This window comes from Streptomyces sp. O3 (assembly GCF_054788135.1).
The window spans coordinates 76,875-94,707 of sequence record NZ_JBTVYK010000013.1 but is presented as its reverse complement, the minus strand read 5'-3'; the positions used below and the strand labels follow the sequence as shown (position 1 = coordinate 94,707).

Sequence of the window (17,833 nt, the reverse complement as noted above, 5' to 3'; positions counted from 1 at the left end):
GCACGGCAGCCCACCATGGGCGAGTGAACGCGAGGCGACGAGGACGGGGCGGGTGAGTTTTCGGCCCTATCGAGCGCGGGGCCGCTCATTTGGTTACTCTGTAGCGGACGGACAGCCGAATTCGGGTCCCACCCATACCCACGGTCCGTTCTGGGGCAAGCCGGCCACCACGGTGAAGTCCCGCGCAAGTTACCGGAGCCACAGTGTCCGAACTGCATGTGATTCACCCCTCGGGGCGCTGGACCGGTAGCGGCAGGCCGTGTCGGTGCGTCCGGGGGTTACACGACACCTAAGGAGTGCGCGGTGACACCAGAGAAGACGAAGAGCGAGCAGCGTCCGAAGGAACACGGGGAGCGCGGCGGCCGCGGGGCCGAGCGCGTGGGCAGCCTGGAGGTGTGGTCCCGGTCGGCGCCGATCCGGCTGGCGGGCTACGAGGACGACCTCGCGGAGCCGCACATCCTGCCGAGTGTGGACTGAAACACGGGGAAAGGGGAGCGCCCCGCCGCAGAAGCGCGGCGGGGCATGTCGTACACGCGTAGCGCGAGGGGGTGCGGCACCCCCTCGCGGCTCGGTGAGCTGTGCGGCTCGGACAGCCGTGGGCCTCGCGCAGTCGTAGGCCCCCGCATGGCTGTCGGCCGCGCGTGCGTAGTCGTGAGTCAGTCGGCCCTGGCGCGGTTCAGCGGCCTACCGGATCGCCGTGCGCGCCGTCGCCGCGCACCATGAGGGCCAGATGACCGCCCTCGTCCAAAGGCGTCGGCACTGTCAGCACCTCCTGTTCGTCCAGGTGTTCGCTGTTCACGAGGCAGATCTCGCCGTGTCCGCCTCGGGTGACCGCGACCAGCGGTCCGCCGGGCGACGCGGCGATCGCCCTCCGCTGTACCCCGTCCCACGGCGTGCCGCCCGGCTTCGGCGCGCCGTCCATCGCGGGCAGCGGTATCCGGGCCGTCACGGCCGGGTCGGCGGCGTCGAGCAGGATCAGTTCGTCGCCGTCGGGGTGCACGCGCGCGTACGCCACCCGCCGCGCGGCGACCGCCAGCCGGAACACCAGTCCCGGACCGAGGTCTAGGCGACCGGTGCGGCCGCTGTCCAGGCGGTGCCACCAGGCGTGGTTGGTCCAGTCGGGCCACGCGTCCGGCGCCGGGGGGCCGCCGCGTACGCAGGACCACAGGGTGCGCCGCACCGGGTCGAGCCGCAGATAGTAGCCGCGCCCCGGCCCGCCCCAACCCAGCGGCTCCTCCGCGACCAGAGCGCCGTCCGGCGTGATCCGGGCCCGGTGCACGCCGTCGCCGGTCGCCGCGAACAGCCGTCCGTGCAGCGGGTCCTGGGCGTCGCCGTGCCCGTCGCCGGGCAGCGGCAGCGTGGCGTACGGCGCTACCGGCGGGCAGGCGGGCGCGGCCGCCAGCAGCTCGCTGTGCCGGTAGGCCGCCAGCGCACCCGGCTCGCGGTGGCGCAGGACCACGCGCGGGTCGTCGGCGCCGAGCACGGTGACGCCCGGCTCGCCCGTCCTGGTGCGTACCCGGACGGCGCTCGGTCCGCCGGACGCGGCCAGGTCGACGACCGTCAGCAGATCGCTCCAGGCCTCCCAGTTGCGGCCGAGTCCGGTGCTCACGGCGAGCCGCCGTCCGCCGGGGTCGCCCGCCAGATGCTCCGCGGGCACGGCCACCGCGGTGACTGACTCCACTGGCTCCTCTGGCTCATCGGCGAACGGCGCGAGCACCACCAGCTCGCCCGCCCGGTCGTCCACGAATGCGGCGCGGTCTCCGGGCAGCGCGAGGAAGCCCGCGTGCTCGGCGAGGTGGCGGCCCTCTAGGCGAGCCGTCGTACGCCCGTTCGGCAGGCTCAGCAGATGGACGGCTCCCGCGACTTGGTCGGCTACCAGGAGGCGGCAGGGCGGGGGAGCGGAGGGGCTGGTCGGTGCGTTCACGGCGGGTGCTCCTTGCGGCTGCGTGGACGGCGGACTTGATTTGGTAATGATTATCATGTCTAAATGAGGCTCCTCGGGGGGACCGCCGGAGCGCCCCTCCGCGCCCTGCGCGTCCGCGCGTACCGGTGCCCGCACTTCCGCCCGCGCTCCGGGACACGAGAACGAAAGAGCCGCCGATGCCGCGCACCTCGATCAAGCGCGTACGCCGCTGGGCCGCAGCCGCCGTCCTGGGAGCACTTCTGACAGGCTGTGGAACCACCGGTCAGTCCACCGACAGCGGCGGCGACGCCGACAAGGCAGGCGCCGCTGGTGCGACGTCGCCCGCGAGCGTCCAGCCGGTGAAGCCCGCGCGCGCCATCACCGATGTCAAGGGCTTCAAGGTCAGCACCGACAAGGAGCCGCGGCGGATCGTCTGCCTGGTGGCCCTCTGCGACGACATGCTGACCGAGCTCGGCCTGAAGCCGGTCGCCACCAACTCCGCGCTGCTCGCCCATGACGCCTTCCTCGGGGAGAAGGAGGCGGCGAAGATCCCGGTGATCCCCGGCGGTTTCCTCAGCCCCGAGGTGGAGGCGATCCTCTCCCACAAGCCGGACCTGGTCATCGGACTGGGGGACACCCACGGCAAGCTGGCCCCGGCGCTCAAGGGCGCCACGGTCTTCTGGCCCGTGCAGCCGGAGTCCTGGGAGGACAGCGTCGCCTACCAGCGCGACCTGGCCGCGCTGACCGGGCGCGGCGAGCAGGCCGTCGCCGCAGAGAAGAAGTTCCGTACGAAACTCGCGGCCGCCGAGGCGGACAAGAGCGACAAGACCGCGCTCGTCATCTTCGGCAGCGACGAGAACTTCGGCGTCGCGACGCCCGGCACGGACGTCGCCGCGGGGCTCTTCCCGAAGATCGCCGACTACCCGTGGAAGAGCCGCGGCATCGACGGTACGTACAGCCTTGAGGAGATCATCGCGCGTGACGTCGACGTCCTCTTCGTCGAGACGCTCTCCTTCGGCGAGCCCGACGGGCAGCTGTCCGACAAGCTCGCCAAGAACCCGCTGTGGAAGCGGATTCCCGCGGTCCAGAACGATCGGGTGATTGAGGTCGACCCGGATGTCTGGGCGAAGGGGCGCGGTACGCGCTCGCTGTCGATCGTCCTCGACGAGGCGACGGCCGCGCTCAAGTGAGCCGCCGGCCCCATGCCCTGACCCTGTCACTGGGCACGCTGGTGCTGGGGATAGCGCTCTGCGCGCTGTGCCTGGGCACGCCCGCGGTGCCGCCGCACCGGCTGCTCGACGGGGGTGTGCAGGGCGTGATCGTCGCGGAACTCCGGCTGCCCCGGCTGGTGTTGGCCCTGGTCGCCGGGGCCTGTCTGGGGGCCGCGGGGCTGGTGCTCCAGGAGGCGCTGCGCAATCCGCTCGCGGTGCCGGAGATGCTGGGCGTGTCCTCGGGCGCCGCACTGGGGGTCGCCGCGCCGCTGGTGCTCGCGCTGGCGATCCCGGCCGCCGTGCAGCCGCTCCTCGCGATCGGGGGAGCGGCGCTCGGCGGGGGGCTCACGCTGCTGGCCGCCGGATTCGGGCGGAGCCCGTCCGCCGTGCTGCTGACCGGGGCGGCGGTGGCGGCGGCGCTCCAAGCCGCCCTGCTGGTCCTGATGGTGATGGCCGATCAGCTCGACCTTCAGCTCATCTACCGCTATCTGCTGGGCAGCCTGTCCGCCCGGACCTGGGAGGACGTCACGGGCCTGTGGCCCTGGCTGCTGATCGCGCTGCCCGCGCTCGTGCTGTGCGCGCCGGTACTCGCCGTCCTGCGGCTCGGCGACGACGACGCACAGGCGTTGGGCGTGCGGGTGCACCGCGCCCGGACCGCGGCGCTCGCGGTCGCCGTGGTGCTGATCGCGCCGGTCGTCGCGGTGTGCGGCCCGGTCGCCTGGGTCGGCTTCCTCGCGCCGCACCTGGCGCGGCGGCTGAGACCCGACGCGAACGCGGTGGGCTGGCTGCCGTGGTCGGCGGCGTGCGGCGCGACGGTGGTGGCGCTCGCCGACCTCCCCGCCCGGCTGGCCCTGGCCCCGACCGAGACACCGGTCGGGGCGTGGACGGCGCTGCTCGGCGTACCGGCCGGGGTGGTGCTGCTGCGGACCCGTACCCGCGCGCCGGTACGGAAGCCGTCGCGCGAGCGGGGCCGGACGGCGGCACGCCGTACGGAGGAACTGGTCGAGGGGGGAGTGTCGTGAGGGGGACTGGCGGCGAGGCGGGGCCGGACGGCGACGCGCGGTCGCCCGGTGCGGTCGGCGGCGCGAACGCCCGGGGAACGGTGCCAGCGGATCGTGCGGTGCCGGGTGCCGAGGAGGCGGGGTCGACGAGAAGGGTGCGCGCCGCCGACGGCGGCGCGCGGATGCCTGGCGGTCCGCGTGCCGGGGGTACGGCGCTGTCCGGCCCCTCGGCGCAGAGCTCCGGCTGTTCGGCGCGGGCGGTCGGCGGCCCGCCCGTCGCCGATCAGGCGGAACCCGCGGGTGACGCGCGGGTCGACAGCGATGCGTCGAGCGGCGACGGGGCGGGGGGCCCGCACGGTGCGCGGAGCGCCGCCGGGTCCCCGTCGGCGCGGGGCCCGCGGGACACCGGTCAGCTCCCCGCGGCCGGAGGCCCGCGGGGCTCTGATCAGGCGGAGCCCGCGGGGCGCGGGCGGGCGGACGGCGGGGTGCCCGGTGCGGACGGCGGGGCGCCTGGTGCTGACGGCGAGCGGGCCGAGCGCCGGGGGCGGGGCGCTGACCGCGGGCGCGGCGACCGTGAGGTCCGGGGGGCCGAGCGATCCGCGCGGGGCGCCGCTGGCGTGAGCGTCACGCGGCGCATGGCGGCCGTCGCGGGGTTGTTGCTGGTCGCCATGGTGGCCGAGCTGCTGGCTGGGCGGGCCGTGTCGCCCGGCGAGGTGTGGCAGGTGGTACTCGGCGGCGGGGATGACACCGCGCGGCACATCGTGCTGCGGCTGCGGCTGCCCCGCATGCTGGTGGCGTCGGTCGCCGGGGCCTGTCTGGGACTCGCCGGGCTCGTGTTGCAGTCCGCGCTGCGCAACCCGCTGGCCGGACCCGAGGTCACCGGGGTCACACCGGGCGCCGTCCTGGGAGCCGTCGCGGCCACCGGGCTCGGGCTCGCCGGGTGGGAGTCGCCCGCCGCCGTCGTCGCGGCCGCCTGCGCGGGCGGGTTCGCCGGGGCCGGGCTGCTGTGGGCGCTGGCCGGACGGGACCGCGGTGACCCGGAACAGACCGCCGTGCACGGCGTCCTGGTCTCCGCGGTGCTCGCCGGGCTGACCGCGATGGTGCTCCTGGTGGCCCCCGGCGAACTGGGCAGCGTCGTGCAGTGGTTGGTCGGCTCCGTCGAGGGCCGGGTCTGGGAGCACTGGCACCTGCTCTGGCCCTGGGCCCTGTGCTGGACCGTGGCGGCCTGCGCGCTCGCCGCGCCGCTGACCCTGCTGCGCTGCGGGGACGAACAGGCCACGGCGGCCGGGCTCGTGACCGGCAGGGCCCGCGCGCTCGCGCTGGTGTGCGCGGTCGCGCTGACCGCGGGCGCGGTGTCCGTGGTCGGCGCGCTCGGCTTCGTAGGGCTGCTCGTGCCGCATATCGCGCTCGCGCTGTTCGGCGCTGACCTGCGGCTCGGGCTGCCGGGCGCCGCGCTGCTCGGCGCGACCGTGGTGTGCGGCGCCGACGCCGTGGCGCAGAGCGCGTCGCGGCTGCTCGCCGTGGCGTGGGACACGGACCGGCTGACCCTGCCCACCGGGGCCGTGACGACCTTCGCGGGGGCGGTGCTGCTGCTGGTGGTGGTACGCCGGGTGCCCCTGTCGCGCTCCTGAAGCCCGGTCAGCGACCAGCCGATTCCTACCAGCCGATGAGGACACAGTTATGACGCGATCCGCCGGACCCCGTACGCGGGAGAGCCAGGAACCGCGGACGGCTCCCGCGCCCCCGCCCGAGCCAGCGCACATCAAGGACGCCATCACCGTCGAAGGGGTGCGCTTCGGCTATCCGGGGCGATCCGTGCTCGACGGAGTCGATCTACGGGTCGCCCAGGGCGAGTTGGTGGCTCTGGTCGGACTGAACGGCTGCGGCAAGAGCACCCTGCTCAGGCTCGCGGCCGGACTGCTGCGCCCCGGCGAAGGGCGCGTCCTGCTCGGCGGCGACGACCTCGCCCGCCTCTCTCGGCGCGCCGCCGCCCGGCGCGTCGCCCTGCTGCACCAGTCCGCGCCGCCGGTGCCCGGCATGACCGTACGTCAACTGGTGCGGCAGGGCAGATACGCGGCCCGTGGCCCGCTCGGCATGCTCCGCGAGGGCGACGACGCGACCTGCCGCCGCGCCCTCACGGACGCGGGAGTCGCCGACTGGGCGGCGCGCGGCGTCGACACGCTGTCCGGCGGCGAACGCCAGCGGGTGCGGCTGGCGATGGCGCTGGCCCAGGACACGCCCGTACTGCTCCTGGACGAGCCGACCACGTACCTGGACCTGCGACACCAACTGGAGGTCCTGCAAACCGTGGTGCGGCTGCGTCAGGAGCGGGCGCTGACCGTGGTGATGGTGCTGCACGACCTCGCGCACGCGGCCCGGTTCGCCGAGCGGATCGTGGCGCTGCGCGGGGGGCGGGTGGCCGCGGACGGGCCGCCCGACGAGGTGGTGACGCCGGGGCTGCTGGCCGAAGTGCTCGGCGTGGCGGGGCGAGTTGGGCGTGACCCGGAGGGCGGCTGGCCGGTGTGTTACCCAGATCACCCTCTATCGATTGACACATGATAATCATTTTCAGTTAGTGTCTGCGGTGTGGCCCGGCCGGAACCGCCACACCCGTCGCAACATCAACAGAAAGGTTCAACTCATGGACCAGGAAAAGGTGTTCACCCCGATCGCTGAGCAGGGTCAGCTGGCGCACCTCTCCGCGACCCACTCCAACGCCCTCGTCGAGAACCCCTTCGACGACGGCGAGGAGTAAGTCCGACCCAGGGCCCGCCCGGAACGCTTCTTTCGGGCGGGCCCGCCTCGTCCCCGTCCTCGTCCTCGTCCCTGCCCCTGTCCTTGTCCCTGTTCAGCCCGCAACGCCTTGGAGACACCTGACATGACGCGCAGTCACCTCGCCCCCGGAGTGAGCCTCGTCGACGTGCCGGACGGCGGGTTCGCGGTACGCACGCCGGAGGGTGAGTTTCTGCGGGTCGACACCGGCGCGGTGCCGGAGGAACGGCTTCGGAACCGGCTCACGGGTGCCACCCAGGAGCAGGACGATGCCGAACTCGCCGCACTAATCGGGGCGTTCGAGGGCGCTGGCTATCTGGTGGCCGACCCGTCGGGCCGAGGCGGCACCATGCCCCGCTGGCCGCTCGACCGGCGCCCGGTCCTGCTGACCGGTGCGCCCGCCCTTACCGAACCCCTCGCGGCCCTGCTCACCGCGAGCGGAGCCGAGCCGCGCACCGGCGCCCCCGAAGAGGCCGCCGCGGCGACGGACGCCGATGTCGCGGCCGTCGTCTGGTGTCTCGACGAGCCGGTTCCGCCCGGTCTGTGGGACGCCGCCGACCGGCTGCCCGAACGGGGCGTGGGGTGGCTGCGCTGCCACCGCGAGGGGTTTCAGGTGTGGCTCGAACCTCTCGCCGCCGCACCCGGCGACGTGACCGCCGCCCACGTCCGGGCCCGCCGTCTGGCCGCGACCCCGGCGCACCGGCAGCTCGCCGCGTACTGGGAGCGGGGGCGCCGCACCGATGGCGCGTTCCAGCCAACAGCCGTGCATCGCCAGCTGGTTGCCGCCCACCTCGCGGCCGACCTCGCCGCATGGGCGCACGGCGACCCCGCCAGGCGTCGGCTGCGTCGTATCGACCTGCGCCAGGTGACCGTCAGCGACCACCCTGTGCTGCCCGTGCCCGACGTCGCGCCCCTGCCCGCGCCGCCCGCCTCGTGAACACCCACCTTGCGAATGACCCTCTCATGAACACCAGTTGCCTGACCGCTCCGGACGGAACCCGGCTCGCGACCGACCTCCTGCTGCCCGACGGCGCGGGCCCCTTCCCCGCCGTGCTGATCCGCACCCCGTACGACCGGCTGCGCCACCGGGCCGAGTTGCGCGGCTGGGCCGCCCGCGGCTTCGCCGCACTCGCCCAGGACGTACGCGGACGGCACGCCTCACACGGGAGCTGGCGCCCCTACCAGAGCGAGGGCGGTGACGGGGCCGCCGCGCTGGCGTGGATCCGTCGGCAGCCCTGGTCGGACGGGCGGGTGGTGGCGTACGGCGCCTCGTACGCGGCGCACTGCGCCCTCGCGACCGTGCCGGGCGGCGGGCCGCCTCCCGACGCCGTCATCGCCGCCGTGCCCGCGCTCGGGCCCGCCGAGACCGCGCGCGAGGAGACCGGCCCCGAGCGGCTGTTCGCGCGGGCCGGATGGTGGGCCGCGCACGGCGACCGGCGCACATCCGACGAGGCCGCGTTCACCAAGGCGCTGGTCGACGACCCCACACTCCTCGAACACCTTCCCGTACGCGACCTGCCCAGCCGGCTGGGCCGCGAACTCCCCTCCTGGGCAGGCCTGTGGAGCCACCGGCAGCGCTACACGCCGCCCGCCGCGGCGCACGGCGTTCCCCTGCTCGCCGTCGGCGGCGCCCACGACCCGTTCACCGACGACACCCTGCGGCTCTGGCGCGACTGGCCAGGATCGGCCCGGCTGCTGCTCGGGCCCTGGGGGCACGGCCTCACCGCGCAACCCGGCGGCGACGCGGGGGCGGCGCACCGGCTGCGTCTCGGTGAGCTGTACGCGGCCTGGGCGCGCGCCGCGCTGGACGGGGCGCTGGCTACCGGGCGCGGGGGAGCGGTCGCACTCGGCGGAAGTGAACTCTGGCTCTCCGCAGACGAGTTGTCGAAAGTCTCCGCGGACGCCGCAGACGCCGCAGACGCCGCAGACGCCGCAGACGCCGAAGCCGTCGCAGTCACGACAGCCTCTGCCGCGTGGGCCGAGTCGGGCGCAGCCGCCGCGTATCCGCTCGACGGGATGCGGCTGCTGCGCGGGCCCGCCTTCCGGGCCGACCCCGAGCGTCCGGTGCGCTCCGACGGCCTGGAGGTCCCCAGGGACGGCCCCGCCGACCGCTGCCTGCTGGTCACCGCACCGCTGCCCCGCCCGCTCGACCTGCTCGGCCCGGCCGAGGCGGGCCTGCGGGCCACGGCCGACGCGGCCTGCGCCGACTGGGTCGTACGACTCGTCGTGCTCGCCGCCGACGGCAGGGCGGAGCCACTGGCCACCGGAGTCGTACGCCGCACGCGGCGCGGCGCGGACGACGTCGTCGTCCCGCTCGGCCACATCGCCCGGCGGCTGCCCGCGGGCGCCCGGCTGCGCCTGGAGATCGCCGGGCATCACTTCCCCGCCCACGCCCGCAACCCGCACACCGGCGCCGACCCGCTGACCGCCACCCGGCTGCTCGCCTCCGAGCGATCCGTCGACCTCACGGCCAGCGTCCTGCGGCTCCCCGTCGCGCCACCCCGCAACCTCACCCACGCCGTCCACCCCCACCAGGAGATATGCCGATGACCACGCTGCCGCTCGACGCGCTCGTGGACCCCGTCTGTGGAATCGTCCGCCGAGTCGCCCCGGTCGAGCACCCCAGCGGCGCCCCGGCCCGCTACACCGCGATGACCGCCGACGTGGCCGACGCGCGGCGGCTCGGTCTGTGGCCCGCCGACCGGGTCGCGCTCGGCACCACCTTCGGTGACCCCGAGGGCGCTCGGATCGCCGCGATCGCCGAGGCCGTCGAACGCTACTGCGGCAACCGGGTGCCGCCACCCGGCCACCCGGACGCGCCGCTGCGCGCCACGGCCGCCGAACTCGCCGAGAGAGGGCTGCGGTTGTACGGACCCGACGAGCTTCCGCGCTATGCCGACTGGCAGTACGACAGGCAGCGCTTCCCGTATCGCCGACTCGCCGCGGACACTCCGGCGCTGTGGGCGCGCGGCCGCGAGCTGACCAAGGGCGGCGCGGGGGAGGAGTGCTGGGCGCCGGTCGCGCTCACCCACCTCAACTGGCGGCAGGGACCGCTGCGTTCGCTGCCGCGCACCCACCACCTGAACTATGCCGGTATCGCGACCGGACAGGGGCTGGACGACGCGGTCGAACGCGGGCTGCTCGAAGTCGTCGAACGGGACGCCCTCGAACTGTGGTGGCATCTCGACGGACCGACCCGCGGGATCGACCCGGCGAGCGTGCCCGGACTGACGGCCGACCTCGCCGGGTGCGGCCTCGACGTGTGGATCGTCGAGATGCCGTCCGAGTTCGCGCCGTGCATGGCGGCGCTGGTCCGCGATCCGGTACGGGGGCTGTACGCCGCCGGGTTCGCCTGCCGGTACGACCCCGCCGAAGCGGCCCGTAAGGCGGTGCTCGAGGCCGTCCACACCTGGGTGTTCACGCAAGGGCTCACCGGCCCCGACGGATGGGTGTTCCGGGCCGTCGAAGCCGGGATGCTGGCCCGTGGCCTCTATCTCGACCATCGCGACGACCTGCGCTACCTCGACGACTGCGGCAAGGACTTCGCGGCGGTACGGGACCTGGGCGCGCATGTCCAGGTCTGGCTCGACCAGCGGCTGGCCCCGCTCGCCCGGCGCTTCACCGACCCGGCCGGGGGCGTGGTGGGCGTCGACGCGGTCGTGTCCGGCAGCCGCGCGTCCCTGGACGCGGCCCTCGCGGACGGCGGCCACCGCGTACTGACCTTCGACCTGACGACCGAGGACGTCGCCGAGACCCCGCTGCGGGTCGCGCGCGTCCTGGTCTCCGACCTCATACCCAACGCTCCGGCGGCCTTCGCCTACCTGGGCAGCCCACGGTTCGGCGACGCGGCGCTCGCGCGCGGCTGGCGTGCCGAAGTCCCCGTTGCGCCGGGTGATTTCACGCTCGCTCCGCCGCCGCATATGTGAGCGGCCGCCTGATGCCGACGAACGAAGGTCCGCCGATGTCCGACCCTGGCCCCCGCACCGCGAGTGACTCGCGCGCCGCGGGACCCCGCCCGACCGCCTGCGGCGCGTCGCGGGCCGAGTCGCTCCGGGCCGCGCTCGCCCGCGCGAGGTCCACCGAGCGGCCGGGCCCCGACACCTCAGCGGGGCCGGCGGTCAGCCGCTGGAGCGGCCCCGTAGTGCCGCTGCCCACCGCGGACCCGGACCCGGACCTGGATCTGGGACAGGTGCTGACCCGGTCGTTGGCCGCCGTCGACGAGGCCGGGCGGCTGCGCCCGGCGCCGTCCGCTGGGGCTCTGCACCCGGTGAACGCTCACGTTCTGGCCGGACCCGGTTGCCGCGTACCACCCGGCCGGTACGCGTACGACCCCATCGCGCACTGCCTGCGCGGGCGCGGCCCGGCCCCCGGCGACGTGCCCGCCGGAGCGCTGGTCGTCCTCACCGTCACCGTGCGGCGGACGGCCTCCCACTACGCGCACCGCGCCTGGCCGATGGTCCTGCTGGACACGGGCCACGCGGTGGCCGCACTCCTGCTCGCCGGAGCGAACCGCTACAGCATCGACGCCGCCGCGGCACCGCTGTCCGCCGCGGCACGGCTGCCCACGCCAGGGGGGCCACGTGACGAGTGGCCGGACGCCGCCGTCGAACACCCCTTCGCCGCTGTGCATTTCGCGCCTCCGGGCGCGGCGGGCGATCCTGGCGAGGCGCTGCTGTGTGCCTGGGCGGCGGCTGACGCGAACGCCGATTCCGCGAACGCCGATTCCGCGAACGACGCCGTGCCGGTGCACGCTCAAGGCGCATCGCGCGCGTGTGAGTCCGACGCTCTCGTCGCGGACGCGGCGAGGGACGAGGGGGAACGCGTACTCGACCTGCTTGGCGCGGGGGCAGGAGGCGGCGGCACCTGGGAGCGCCCCCCGGACCTGCCGCCGCCGCTGGGACCGGTCGCGGACAGCGGCGACACCCGTGCCGCCGCGTGGACGCGGGGCGGCCTGCCCCGGCCGCGCACCCTGGAAGCCGCCGTCGCCCGCCGCAGCGCCGAGCCGCCGCTGCCTGGAGTCCCCGAGCCTGGGGAACTGGCGGCCTTGCTGGTAGCCGCGACCGCGTCCGGGCAGGGCGCGACGCGGTGGTGTCTGGCCGTCGGCGGGCGCCGCGCCGGGCTGTTGCGGCTGGCCCCCGACGGGCGTGAGCTGGTCACCCTCGCCCGCGGTGACGCCCGCGCCACGCTCGCCGTGTGGGCCGCCCGGCAGGGCTGGCTGGCCGAGTGCGGCGCCGTGCTGCTGGCGTACGGCTGCCCGAGCGACGCCCCGGCCGCGCGGATACGCCGCGAGCATCTCGCGGCCGGTATCGGCGTCGGACTCGCCCAGGTCACCGCGACCGCGCTGGGGCTGCGCTCACGCCCCGTCGGGTCCTGGCAGGGCGCCGACATCGGCGCCGCGCTCGGCGGACCCGCCGCCCAGGACTGGATCATCCATGGACTCGCTGTCGGAAGAGGCCGCACCCCATGATGCTGCACCGCGAACTGCTCACCGCGGCCCGCACCGTACGCCGCCCGCTCGCCACCGCCACCGCGCTGCTCGCCGCCGTGACCGCGACCCATATCGCCCAGGCCGTGCTCCTGGCCCTGGCGCTCGCCGCACTCGCCCGAGGCGCCACCGGCGAACTGCCCGCCCTGCTCGGCGCGGTGCTGGCCGTGGTCGTGCTGCGGTTCTGGCTCGGGCGGCTGCAGCGCCGGGTCGCCGTACGCGCCGGGGCGCTGGCCCGCGTGCGGCTGCGGGACGCCCTCCTGGAGCGGCTCGGACGGCTGGGCCCCGCCTTCCTGACGACCTCCAGAGCAGGCGCGGTACGGGCCACCCTGGTCGACGGCGTGGAAGGCGTCGACGCGTATCTCTCCCGCTATCTCCCGCAGTTGGCCGTCACTTGCGCGGCGCCGCCGCTGCTGCTCGTCCCCCTCGGTGTGCTCCAGCCCTACGCGCTGCTCGCGCTGATACCCGCGCTGGCACTCGCGCTGCTGGCGCCCCGCTGGTGGGACCGGCTGCTCGCCCGCCGCGGCCAGGAGCACTGGGACTCGTACGAGGACCTGGCCGCCGACTATCTGGAGGCGCTCCAGGGCATGCCCGCGCTGCGCGCGGCGGGCGCCGTCGGCCGTACTCGGGAGCGCCTGGAGCGGCGCTCGGCCGCTCTGCACCGCGCCACCGTGGCCAAACTCCGGGTCTCCCTCGTCGACACCGGGCTCACCGACCTCGCCGTACAGGGCGGCACCGTGGCCGCCGCGACGCTGGCCGCCGTGTCCGCGGCGGGCGGGCACACCGCGCCCACCGGGACGTATCTGCTGCTGATGCTCGCATCCGAATGCTTCCGCCCGATCCGCGACCTGTCCCGCGAATGGCACGCCGGATACCTCGGCGTCTCGGCGGCCGACGGCATCGCCGCGCTGCGCACCGCGGAACCCGACGTCGCCGACACCGGACGGCGTACGGCCGAGGACTGGAAGGCTCCCGAACTCCGCTTCCGCGACGTACGGTTCGGCTATCCGGGCACCGTACGGCCCGCGCTCGACGGCGTGAGCCTCACCGCCGAAGGCGGCCGTACGACCGCGATCGTCGGGCCATCGGGCGCCGGAAAGTCCACGCTGCTCGCGCTGTTGCTGCGCGCGCGTGAGCCGCAGCACGGCGAAGTGACGGTCGACGGGGCGCCGGTCGCCGACTACCGCCTGGACGCGCTGCGCCGCGGCATCGCCGTGGTCTCGCAGGAGACCTACCTCTTCCACGACACCATCGCCGCGAACCTGCGGCTCGCCCGGCCCGGCGCGAGCGACGCGGAGCTGACGGCCGCCGCCCGCGCGGCGGGCGTACACGACGAGATCGCCGCGCTCCCGGACGGCTACGCCACGCTGCTGGGCGAACGCGGGGCGACTCTCTCCGGCGGTCAGCGGCAACGTCTCGCCCTGGCTCGGGCGTTGCTCGCCGACGCGCCGGTCCTCGTACTGGACGAGGCGACCAGCGCGGTCGACGAGCGCCGCGAGGCCCACATCGGCCGGGAACTGCTGCGGGCCGCCGCGGGGCGCACGTGCGTCGTCGTGGCGCACCGCCTGGAGTCCGTACGACACGCGGACCGGATCGTCGTACTCGACGGCGGCCGGGTCGACGCCGTCGGCGACCACACCAGCCTGCTCGCGGCCGGGGGGCTGTACGCACGCCTGGTACGGGCCGGACAGCAGACACAGGAGGAGCGGGCCGCATGAACGAGACCGGACGCACCGCGCACGCCGCGGCACGCGAAAAGGCGGCCGCCGAGGCCGAAACCGAGGCCGAAACCGTGACCGGGCCCAGGACCGGGACCGGGGCATCGCCCGCGCCTCGGCCGCCGGACGGCGGCAGGCACATGCCAACCACCGAACCCGCCAAGGCGACTGGGGCCACCGGGGTGACTGGGGCCACCGGGGCGACTGGGGCCACCGGGGCGACTGGGGCCACCGGGGCGACTGGGGGCACCAGGGCGACTAGTGCCGCCGGGGTGGCTGAGGCGGCTAGGGCTGTTGGGGGGACTGGGACCACCGGGGCAGCCGGGGTAGCCGGGTCGGCTGAGGCTGCCGAGGTGGCTGAGGCCGTCGGGGGTGTCACGGCCGTTGGGGGCGACGAGGCGTGTGCGGGTGCGGCGTCCGGTGCGGGAGGCGGTGGGGACGCCGAGGGCGGACCGGTGGGCGCGGGAGGCGCGGCGGCCCGCACCGGGGCGAGCGCCGAGGCGACCACCGGGGCGAGCGCCGGGGCGCTGCGGGGGCTGCTGCCCGCGCTGGCGCGGCATCGCGTGATGGTCGTACGGACCTGCGTCGCGGCCTTCGTCGACCAAGCGGCGCTGGTCGCCCTGGTGACGCTCCTCGCGCACACCGTCGGCGCCGCGGTGGTGGACCAGCGGGCGCCGTCGCCCGGCGCCGTCGGCGCGCTCGTCGGCCTGGTGCTGGTGCGCGCGGTGGCCACCTGGCGGGAGATGGACCTGTCGCACGACCTCGCCTACCGAGTCCTGGCCGAGCTGCGGGTGCGCGTCTTCGACGGGCTCGCGCGCAGCGCGCCCGCCAGGATCGGCGGGCGACGCAGCGGCGACCTGGCGGCGACCGCGCTGGCCGACGTGGAGGCCCTGGAGTTCTTCTACGCCCACACCACCGCTCAACTCCTCGCCAGCGGACTCGTCTTCGGCGCGGGCGGCGTCGTCCTCGGCGGGGTCGAGCCCTGGCTGCTCGCCGCCGTGCTGCCCGCTGCCGTACTCCTCGCGCTCGCCCCGTTCGTCGCCGCGCGGGAGCGCGCCCGGCGCGGGGCCGAAACCAGGGCGGCGGCCGCCAAGCTGTCCGCGGACGCCGTGGAGAGCGTGGACGGGCTGCGCGAACTGCTCGCGTTCGGCGCGCTCGACCGACGCCGCGGCGAACTGGCCGCGCAGGGCGACCATCTGGGGCGGGCGCAGCGCGCGGAGCAGGACTGGGAGGCGACGGCCGCCGCCATCCGGGACGTCGTCGTGGTCGCGGCCGTACTCGGGGTCGTCGTGGCCGTCGCGCACGCGGTGGCGGGCGGGCGGCTGGACGGCGCCTGGGCCCCGGCCGCGGTCGCCCTCGCGCTCGGCATCCTGGCCCCGGTCGCCGACGCGGCCGCCGCGCTCGGCCAGGCGGCGGGGCTGCGCGCCGCGGCGTCCAGAGTCGGCGCGGCCCTGCGCGCCCCGGCCGGAGCGCCCGAACCCGCCGCCCCCAGGCCGCTGCCCGACGGCCCGTTGGGGGTACGGCTGCGGGGTGTCCGGTTCGACTACGGAGGGGACACGGTCCTGGACGGCGTCGACCTGACGGTCGAGCCCGGCGCCACCGTCGCCCTCGTCGGGGCCTCCGGGGCGGGCAAGTCGACCTGCGCTCACCTGCTGGCCCGCTTCTGGGACCCGGTGTCCGGCGCGGTGGAGCTGCTCCCGGAGAACGGCGCCCCCGTCGACGTACGCGAACTCGCCGACCGCGACCTGCGCCGGGCCCTCGCCGTCGTCGGCCAGGAGGCGCCGCTGTTCCACGGCACCCTGGCCGAGAACCTGCGCCTGGCCGCACCCGACGCGAGCGACGCCCAACTGCGCGACGCGGCCCGCGTCTGCGGCGTCGACCGGGTCGCCGACACGCTGCCGGACGGCTACGACACCCTGGTGGGGGAGCGTGGCGCGACCCTCTCCGGCGGCCAGCGGGCCCGTGTCGCGCTGGCTCGTGCGCTGCTCGCCGCCCCCCGGATCCTGGTGCTGGACGAGACGACCGCGCACCTGGACACCGAGGGTGACGCGGAACTCGCCGCGGCCCTGCGCGGCGCGGCGCGCGGGCGCACCACGCTGGTCATCGCGCACCGCCCGGCGACCATCAGGCGCGCCGACCGGATCGCCGTACTGGAGCGCGGCCGGATCGTCCAGCAAGGCGGCTGGGCCGAACTGGCCGCGACCGGCGGGCCGTTCCGACGCGTGCTGCGGCGGTGACCGTCCCGGCCCCGAGTGCGGGGCTCCACCGCGGCGCTACCGGCCGCGCGGTGCGTCGGACGGACGCTCCAGGCGGGTCGGCGGCAGGAACTCTCCCGCGTACGTCCGGTGCCACCACGCGCCCGTGGCGCGCAGCTCGCGCCAGGTGGTGAAGCGGTAGCGGTACAGCACGGCACGGACATACGTCGGCGGGGCGTCGGGGAAGGGATGAGTACGCAGCAGGCGCAGGGTGTCGCGGTCGTTCAGCAGCAGCCGCTCGACGAACGCCCCGAACCAGGGCCTGGCATAGCCGGGGTTGAGCGCCGCGAACCACATCAGCCAGTCGAGCCGCAGATGGTACGGCGCGAACTGGCGCGGCAGCCGCCGTGGATCGCCCGGCTTGCCCCGGAACTCGTACGCCCGCCACCCCGACGCGTCCGGCGGCGGCACCGGCTCCGCCGTGCCTTCCACCACCACCTCGTAGCGGACCCGGCCGACGGTGCCGAACGCGCCGTAGGCGTTGACGAGATGGAGCGGGTCGAAGGAGTAGTTCATGAGCTGCCGCCGGGAGAGCAGATTGCGGGCGGGGCGGTAACTCAGACCCGCCACCAGGGCCGTGACGGCGATCACCGTGACCTCGTACCAGAGCGGGGGAGCCGCGAGCGCGGGCGGCGCGCCCGCGACCGGTGTGAAGTCGACCGCGGACAGGGCGAGCGCGATGGTCAGCCAGTTCAGCCAGGAGAAGTTCCCGGAGAGCACCAGCCACAGCTGGGTCGCGACCATCACACCGGCCGCGACCGACGCGACGGGCTGCGGCGTGAAGAGGAGGAAGGGCACCAGGAGTTGGGTGACATGGTTGGCGGCGGCCTCCACCCGGTGCAGGGGCCTGGGCAGCCGGTGGAAGAACCAGCTCAGCGGGCCCGGCATCGGCTGGGTCTCATGGTGGTAGTAGAGGCAGGTCAGCTTCCGCCAGCAGGCGTCGCCCCGCATCTTGATCAGCCCGGCGCCGAACTCCACCCGGAACAGCACCCAGCGCAGCAGCCACAGCACCAGGACCGGCGGCGCGGTACGGTCGTTGCCCAGGAAGACGGCGAGGAACCCGACCTCCAGCAGCAGCGACTCCCAGCCGAAGCTGTACCAGGTCTGCCCCACGTTGACGATCGACAGATACAGCACCCACGGCAGCGCCCACATCAGCATCGCCGCCCACAGCGGCGCCAGCTGATCGGCGCCCGCGAGCAGCGCGGCGGACAGCAGCGCGCCCGTCCACGTGCAGAGCGCGAACAGCCGGTCCGAGTAACGCAGCTGGAACAGGCCGGGCGCCGCGCGCATCGGCACCCGTGCCAGATACCGCGGCACGGGCAGCATCCCGCGCTCGCCGATCAGCGCCCGGAACTGCAGGGCCGCGCTCACGAAGGCGACGAGGTACACCGCGGCCAGCGCCCGCTGGAAGACCAGCCGGGCCAGCCAGTAGTCGGGTCCGGTGAACCACTCCACATCCGTCATTGTGGCGCTGGGTGAGCGATT

General features: G+C 75.3%; 14 protein-coding genes. 12 read left to right on the top strand and 2 right to left on the bottom strand.

What is annotated here, in order from left to right; translation table 11 throughout:
• The first annotated feature begins 303 nt into the window (after window positions 1–303).
• Window positions 304–477 (top strand): hypothetical protein, encoded by a 174-nt coding sequence (locus ACX6XY_RS09210; RefSeq protein WP_460328117.1) that lies wholly within the window; start codon window positions 304–306, stop codon window positions 475–477.
• A gap of 199 nt (window positions 478–676) precedes the next feature.
• On the opposite strand, the gene ACX6XY_RS09205 is transcribed toward ACX6XY_RS09210, so the two are convergent.
• Window positions 677–1,924, bottom strand: coding sequence for a hypothetical protein (locus tag ACX6XY_RS09205; protein WP_460328116.1), 1,248 nt, complete (start codon window positions 1,922–1,924; stop codon window positions 677–679).
• A 176-nt stretch (window positions 1,925–2,100) separates the two neighbouring features.
• On the opposite strand from ACX6XY_RS09205, the gene ACX6XY_RS09200 reads away from it, so the two are divergent.
• The 11 genes from ACX6XY_RS09200 (at window position 2,101) to ACX6XY_RS09150 (ending at window position 16,327) form a co-directional block, all read left to right on the top strand.
• Window positions 2,101–3,093, top strand: coding sequence for an ABC transporter substrate-binding protein (locus ACX6XY_RS09200; RefSeq protein ID WP_460328115.1), 993 nt, complete (start codon window positions 2,101–2,103; stop codon window positions 3,091–3,093).
• Window positions 3,090–4,136 carry a FecCD family ABC transporter permease gene (locus ACX6XY_RS09195; protein ID WP_460328114.1) on the top strand — a complete coding sequence of 349 codons (1,047 nt, stop codon included), beginning with the start codon at window positions 3,090–3,092 and terminating at the stop codon, window positions 4,134–4,136. Before ACX6XY_RS09200 ends, ACX6XY_RS09195 begins: the two co-directional genes overlap by 4 nt.
• Before the next feature lie 614 nt (window positions 4,137–4,750).
• On the top strand, window positions 4,751–5,746 hold the full coding sequence (locus ACX6XY_RS09190) for a FecCD family ABC transporter permease (protein WP_460328146.1): 996 nt from the start codon (window positions 4,751–4,753) through the stop codon (window positions 5,744–5,746).
• A gap of 49 nt (window positions 5,747–5,795) precedes the next feature.
• Window positions 5,796–6,674, top strand: coding sequence for an ABC transporter ATP-binding protein (locus ACX6XY_RS09185; RefSeq protein WP_460328113.1), 879 nt, complete (start codon window positions 5,796–5,798; stop codon window positions 6,672–6,674).
• An 82-nt stretch (window positions 6,675–6,756) separates the two neighbouring features.
• A complete protein-coding gene (gene amiA, locus ACX6XY_RS09180) occupies window positions 6,757–6,870 on the top strand; it encodes a streptamidine family RiPP (protein ID WP_267904559.1) in 114 nt (37 codons plus the stop codon).
• Window positions 6,871–6,993: 123 nt separating this feature from the next.
• Complete coding sequence (locus ACX6XY_RS09175) at window positions 6,994–7,824, top strand: hypothetical protein (protein ID WP_460328112.1); 831 nt, start codon at window positions 6,994–6,996, stop codon at window positions 7,822–7,824.
• 26 nt (window positions 7,825–7,850) lie between these two features.
• A complete protein-coding gene (locus ACX6XY_RS09170) occupies window positions 7,851–9,437 on the top strand; it encodes a CocE/NonD family hydrolase (RefSeq protein ID WP_460328111.1) in 1,587 nt (528 codons plus the stop codon).
• Window positions 9,434–10,813, top strand: coding sequence for a YcaO-like family protein (locus ACX6XY_RS09165; RefSeq protein WP_460328110.1), 1,380 nt, complete (start codon window positions 9,434–9,436; stop codon window positions 10,811–10,813). The genes ACX6XY_RS09170 and ACX6XY_RS09165 overlap by 4 nt, the downstream gene beginning before the upstream one ends.
• Window positions 10,814–10,848: 35 nt before the next feature.
• A complete protein-coding gene (locus ACX6XY_RS09160; RefSeq protein WP_460328109.1) occupies window positions 10,849–12,354 on the top strand; it encodes a nitroreductase family protein in 1,506 nt (501 codons plus the stop codon).
• Window positions 12,351–14,090, top strand: a complete 1,740-nt coding sequence (locus ACX6XY_RS09155; RefSeq protein WP_460328108.1) for an ABC transporter ATP-binding protein/permease — start codon at window positions 12,351–12,353, stop codon at window positions 14,088–14,090. Before ACX6XY_RS09160 ends, ACX6XY_RS09155 begins: the two co-directional genes overlap by 4 nt.
• Before the next feature lie 527 nt (window positions 14,091–14,617).
• Window positions 14,618–16,327: an ABC transporter ATP-binding protein gene (locus tag ACX6XY_RS09150; RefSeq protein WP_460328145.1), complete on the top strand. Its 1,710-nt coding sequence runs from the start codon at window positions 14,618–14,620 to the stop codon at window positions 16,325–16,327.
• 36 nt (window positions 16,328–16,363) lie between these two features.
• On the opposite strand, the gene ACX6XY_RS09145 is transcribed toward ACX6XY_RS09150, so the two are convergent.
• Window positions 16,364–17,803 carry a lipase maturation factor family protein gene (locus tag ACX6XY_RS09145; RefSeq protein WP_460328144.1) on the bottom strand — a complete coding sequence of 480 codons (1,440 nt, stop codon included), beginning with the start codon at window positions 17,801–17,803 and terminating at the stop codon, window positions 16,364–16,366.
• Between the last annotated feature and the right edge of the window lie 30 nt (window positions 17,804–17,833).

Coding starts and splice junctions, on each gene's coding strand:
- ACX6XY_RS09175 (WP_460328112.1), top strand. CDS start 6,994: ATGACGCGCAGTCACCTCGCCCCCGGAGTGAGCCTCGTCGACGTGCCG.
- ACX6XY_RS09190 (WP_460328146.1), top strand. CDS start 4,751: ATGGCGGCCGTCGCGGGGTTGTTGCTGGTCGCCATGGTGGCCGAGCTG.
- ACX6XY_RS09165 (WP_460328110.1), top strand. CDS start 9,434: ATGACCACGCTGCCGCTCGACGCGCTCGTGGACCCCGTCTGTGGAATC.
- ACX6XY_RS09200 (WP_460328115.1), top strand. CDS start 2,101: ATGCCGCGCACCTCGATCAAGCGCGTACGCCGCTGGGCCGCAGCCGCC.
- ACX6XY_RS09160 (WP_460328109.1), top strand. CDS start 10,849: ATGTCCGACCCTGGCCCCCGCACCGCGAGTGACTCGCGCGCCGCGGGA.
- ACX6XY_RS09185 (WP_460328113.1), top strand. CDS start 5,796: ATGACGCGATCCGCCGGACCCCGTACGCGGGAGAGCCAGGAACCGCGG.
- ACX6XY_RS09170 (WP_460328111.1), top strand. CDS start 7,851: ATGAACACCAGTTGCCTGACCGCTCCGGACGGAACCCGGCTCGCGACC.
- amiA (WP_267904559.1), top strand. CDS start 6,757: ATGGACCAGGAAAAGGTGTTCACCCCGATCGCTGAGCAGGGTCAGCTG.
- ACX6XY_RS09155 (WP_460328108.1), top strand. CDS start 12,351: ATGATGCTGCACCGCGAACTGCTCACCGCGGCCCGCACCGTACGCCGC.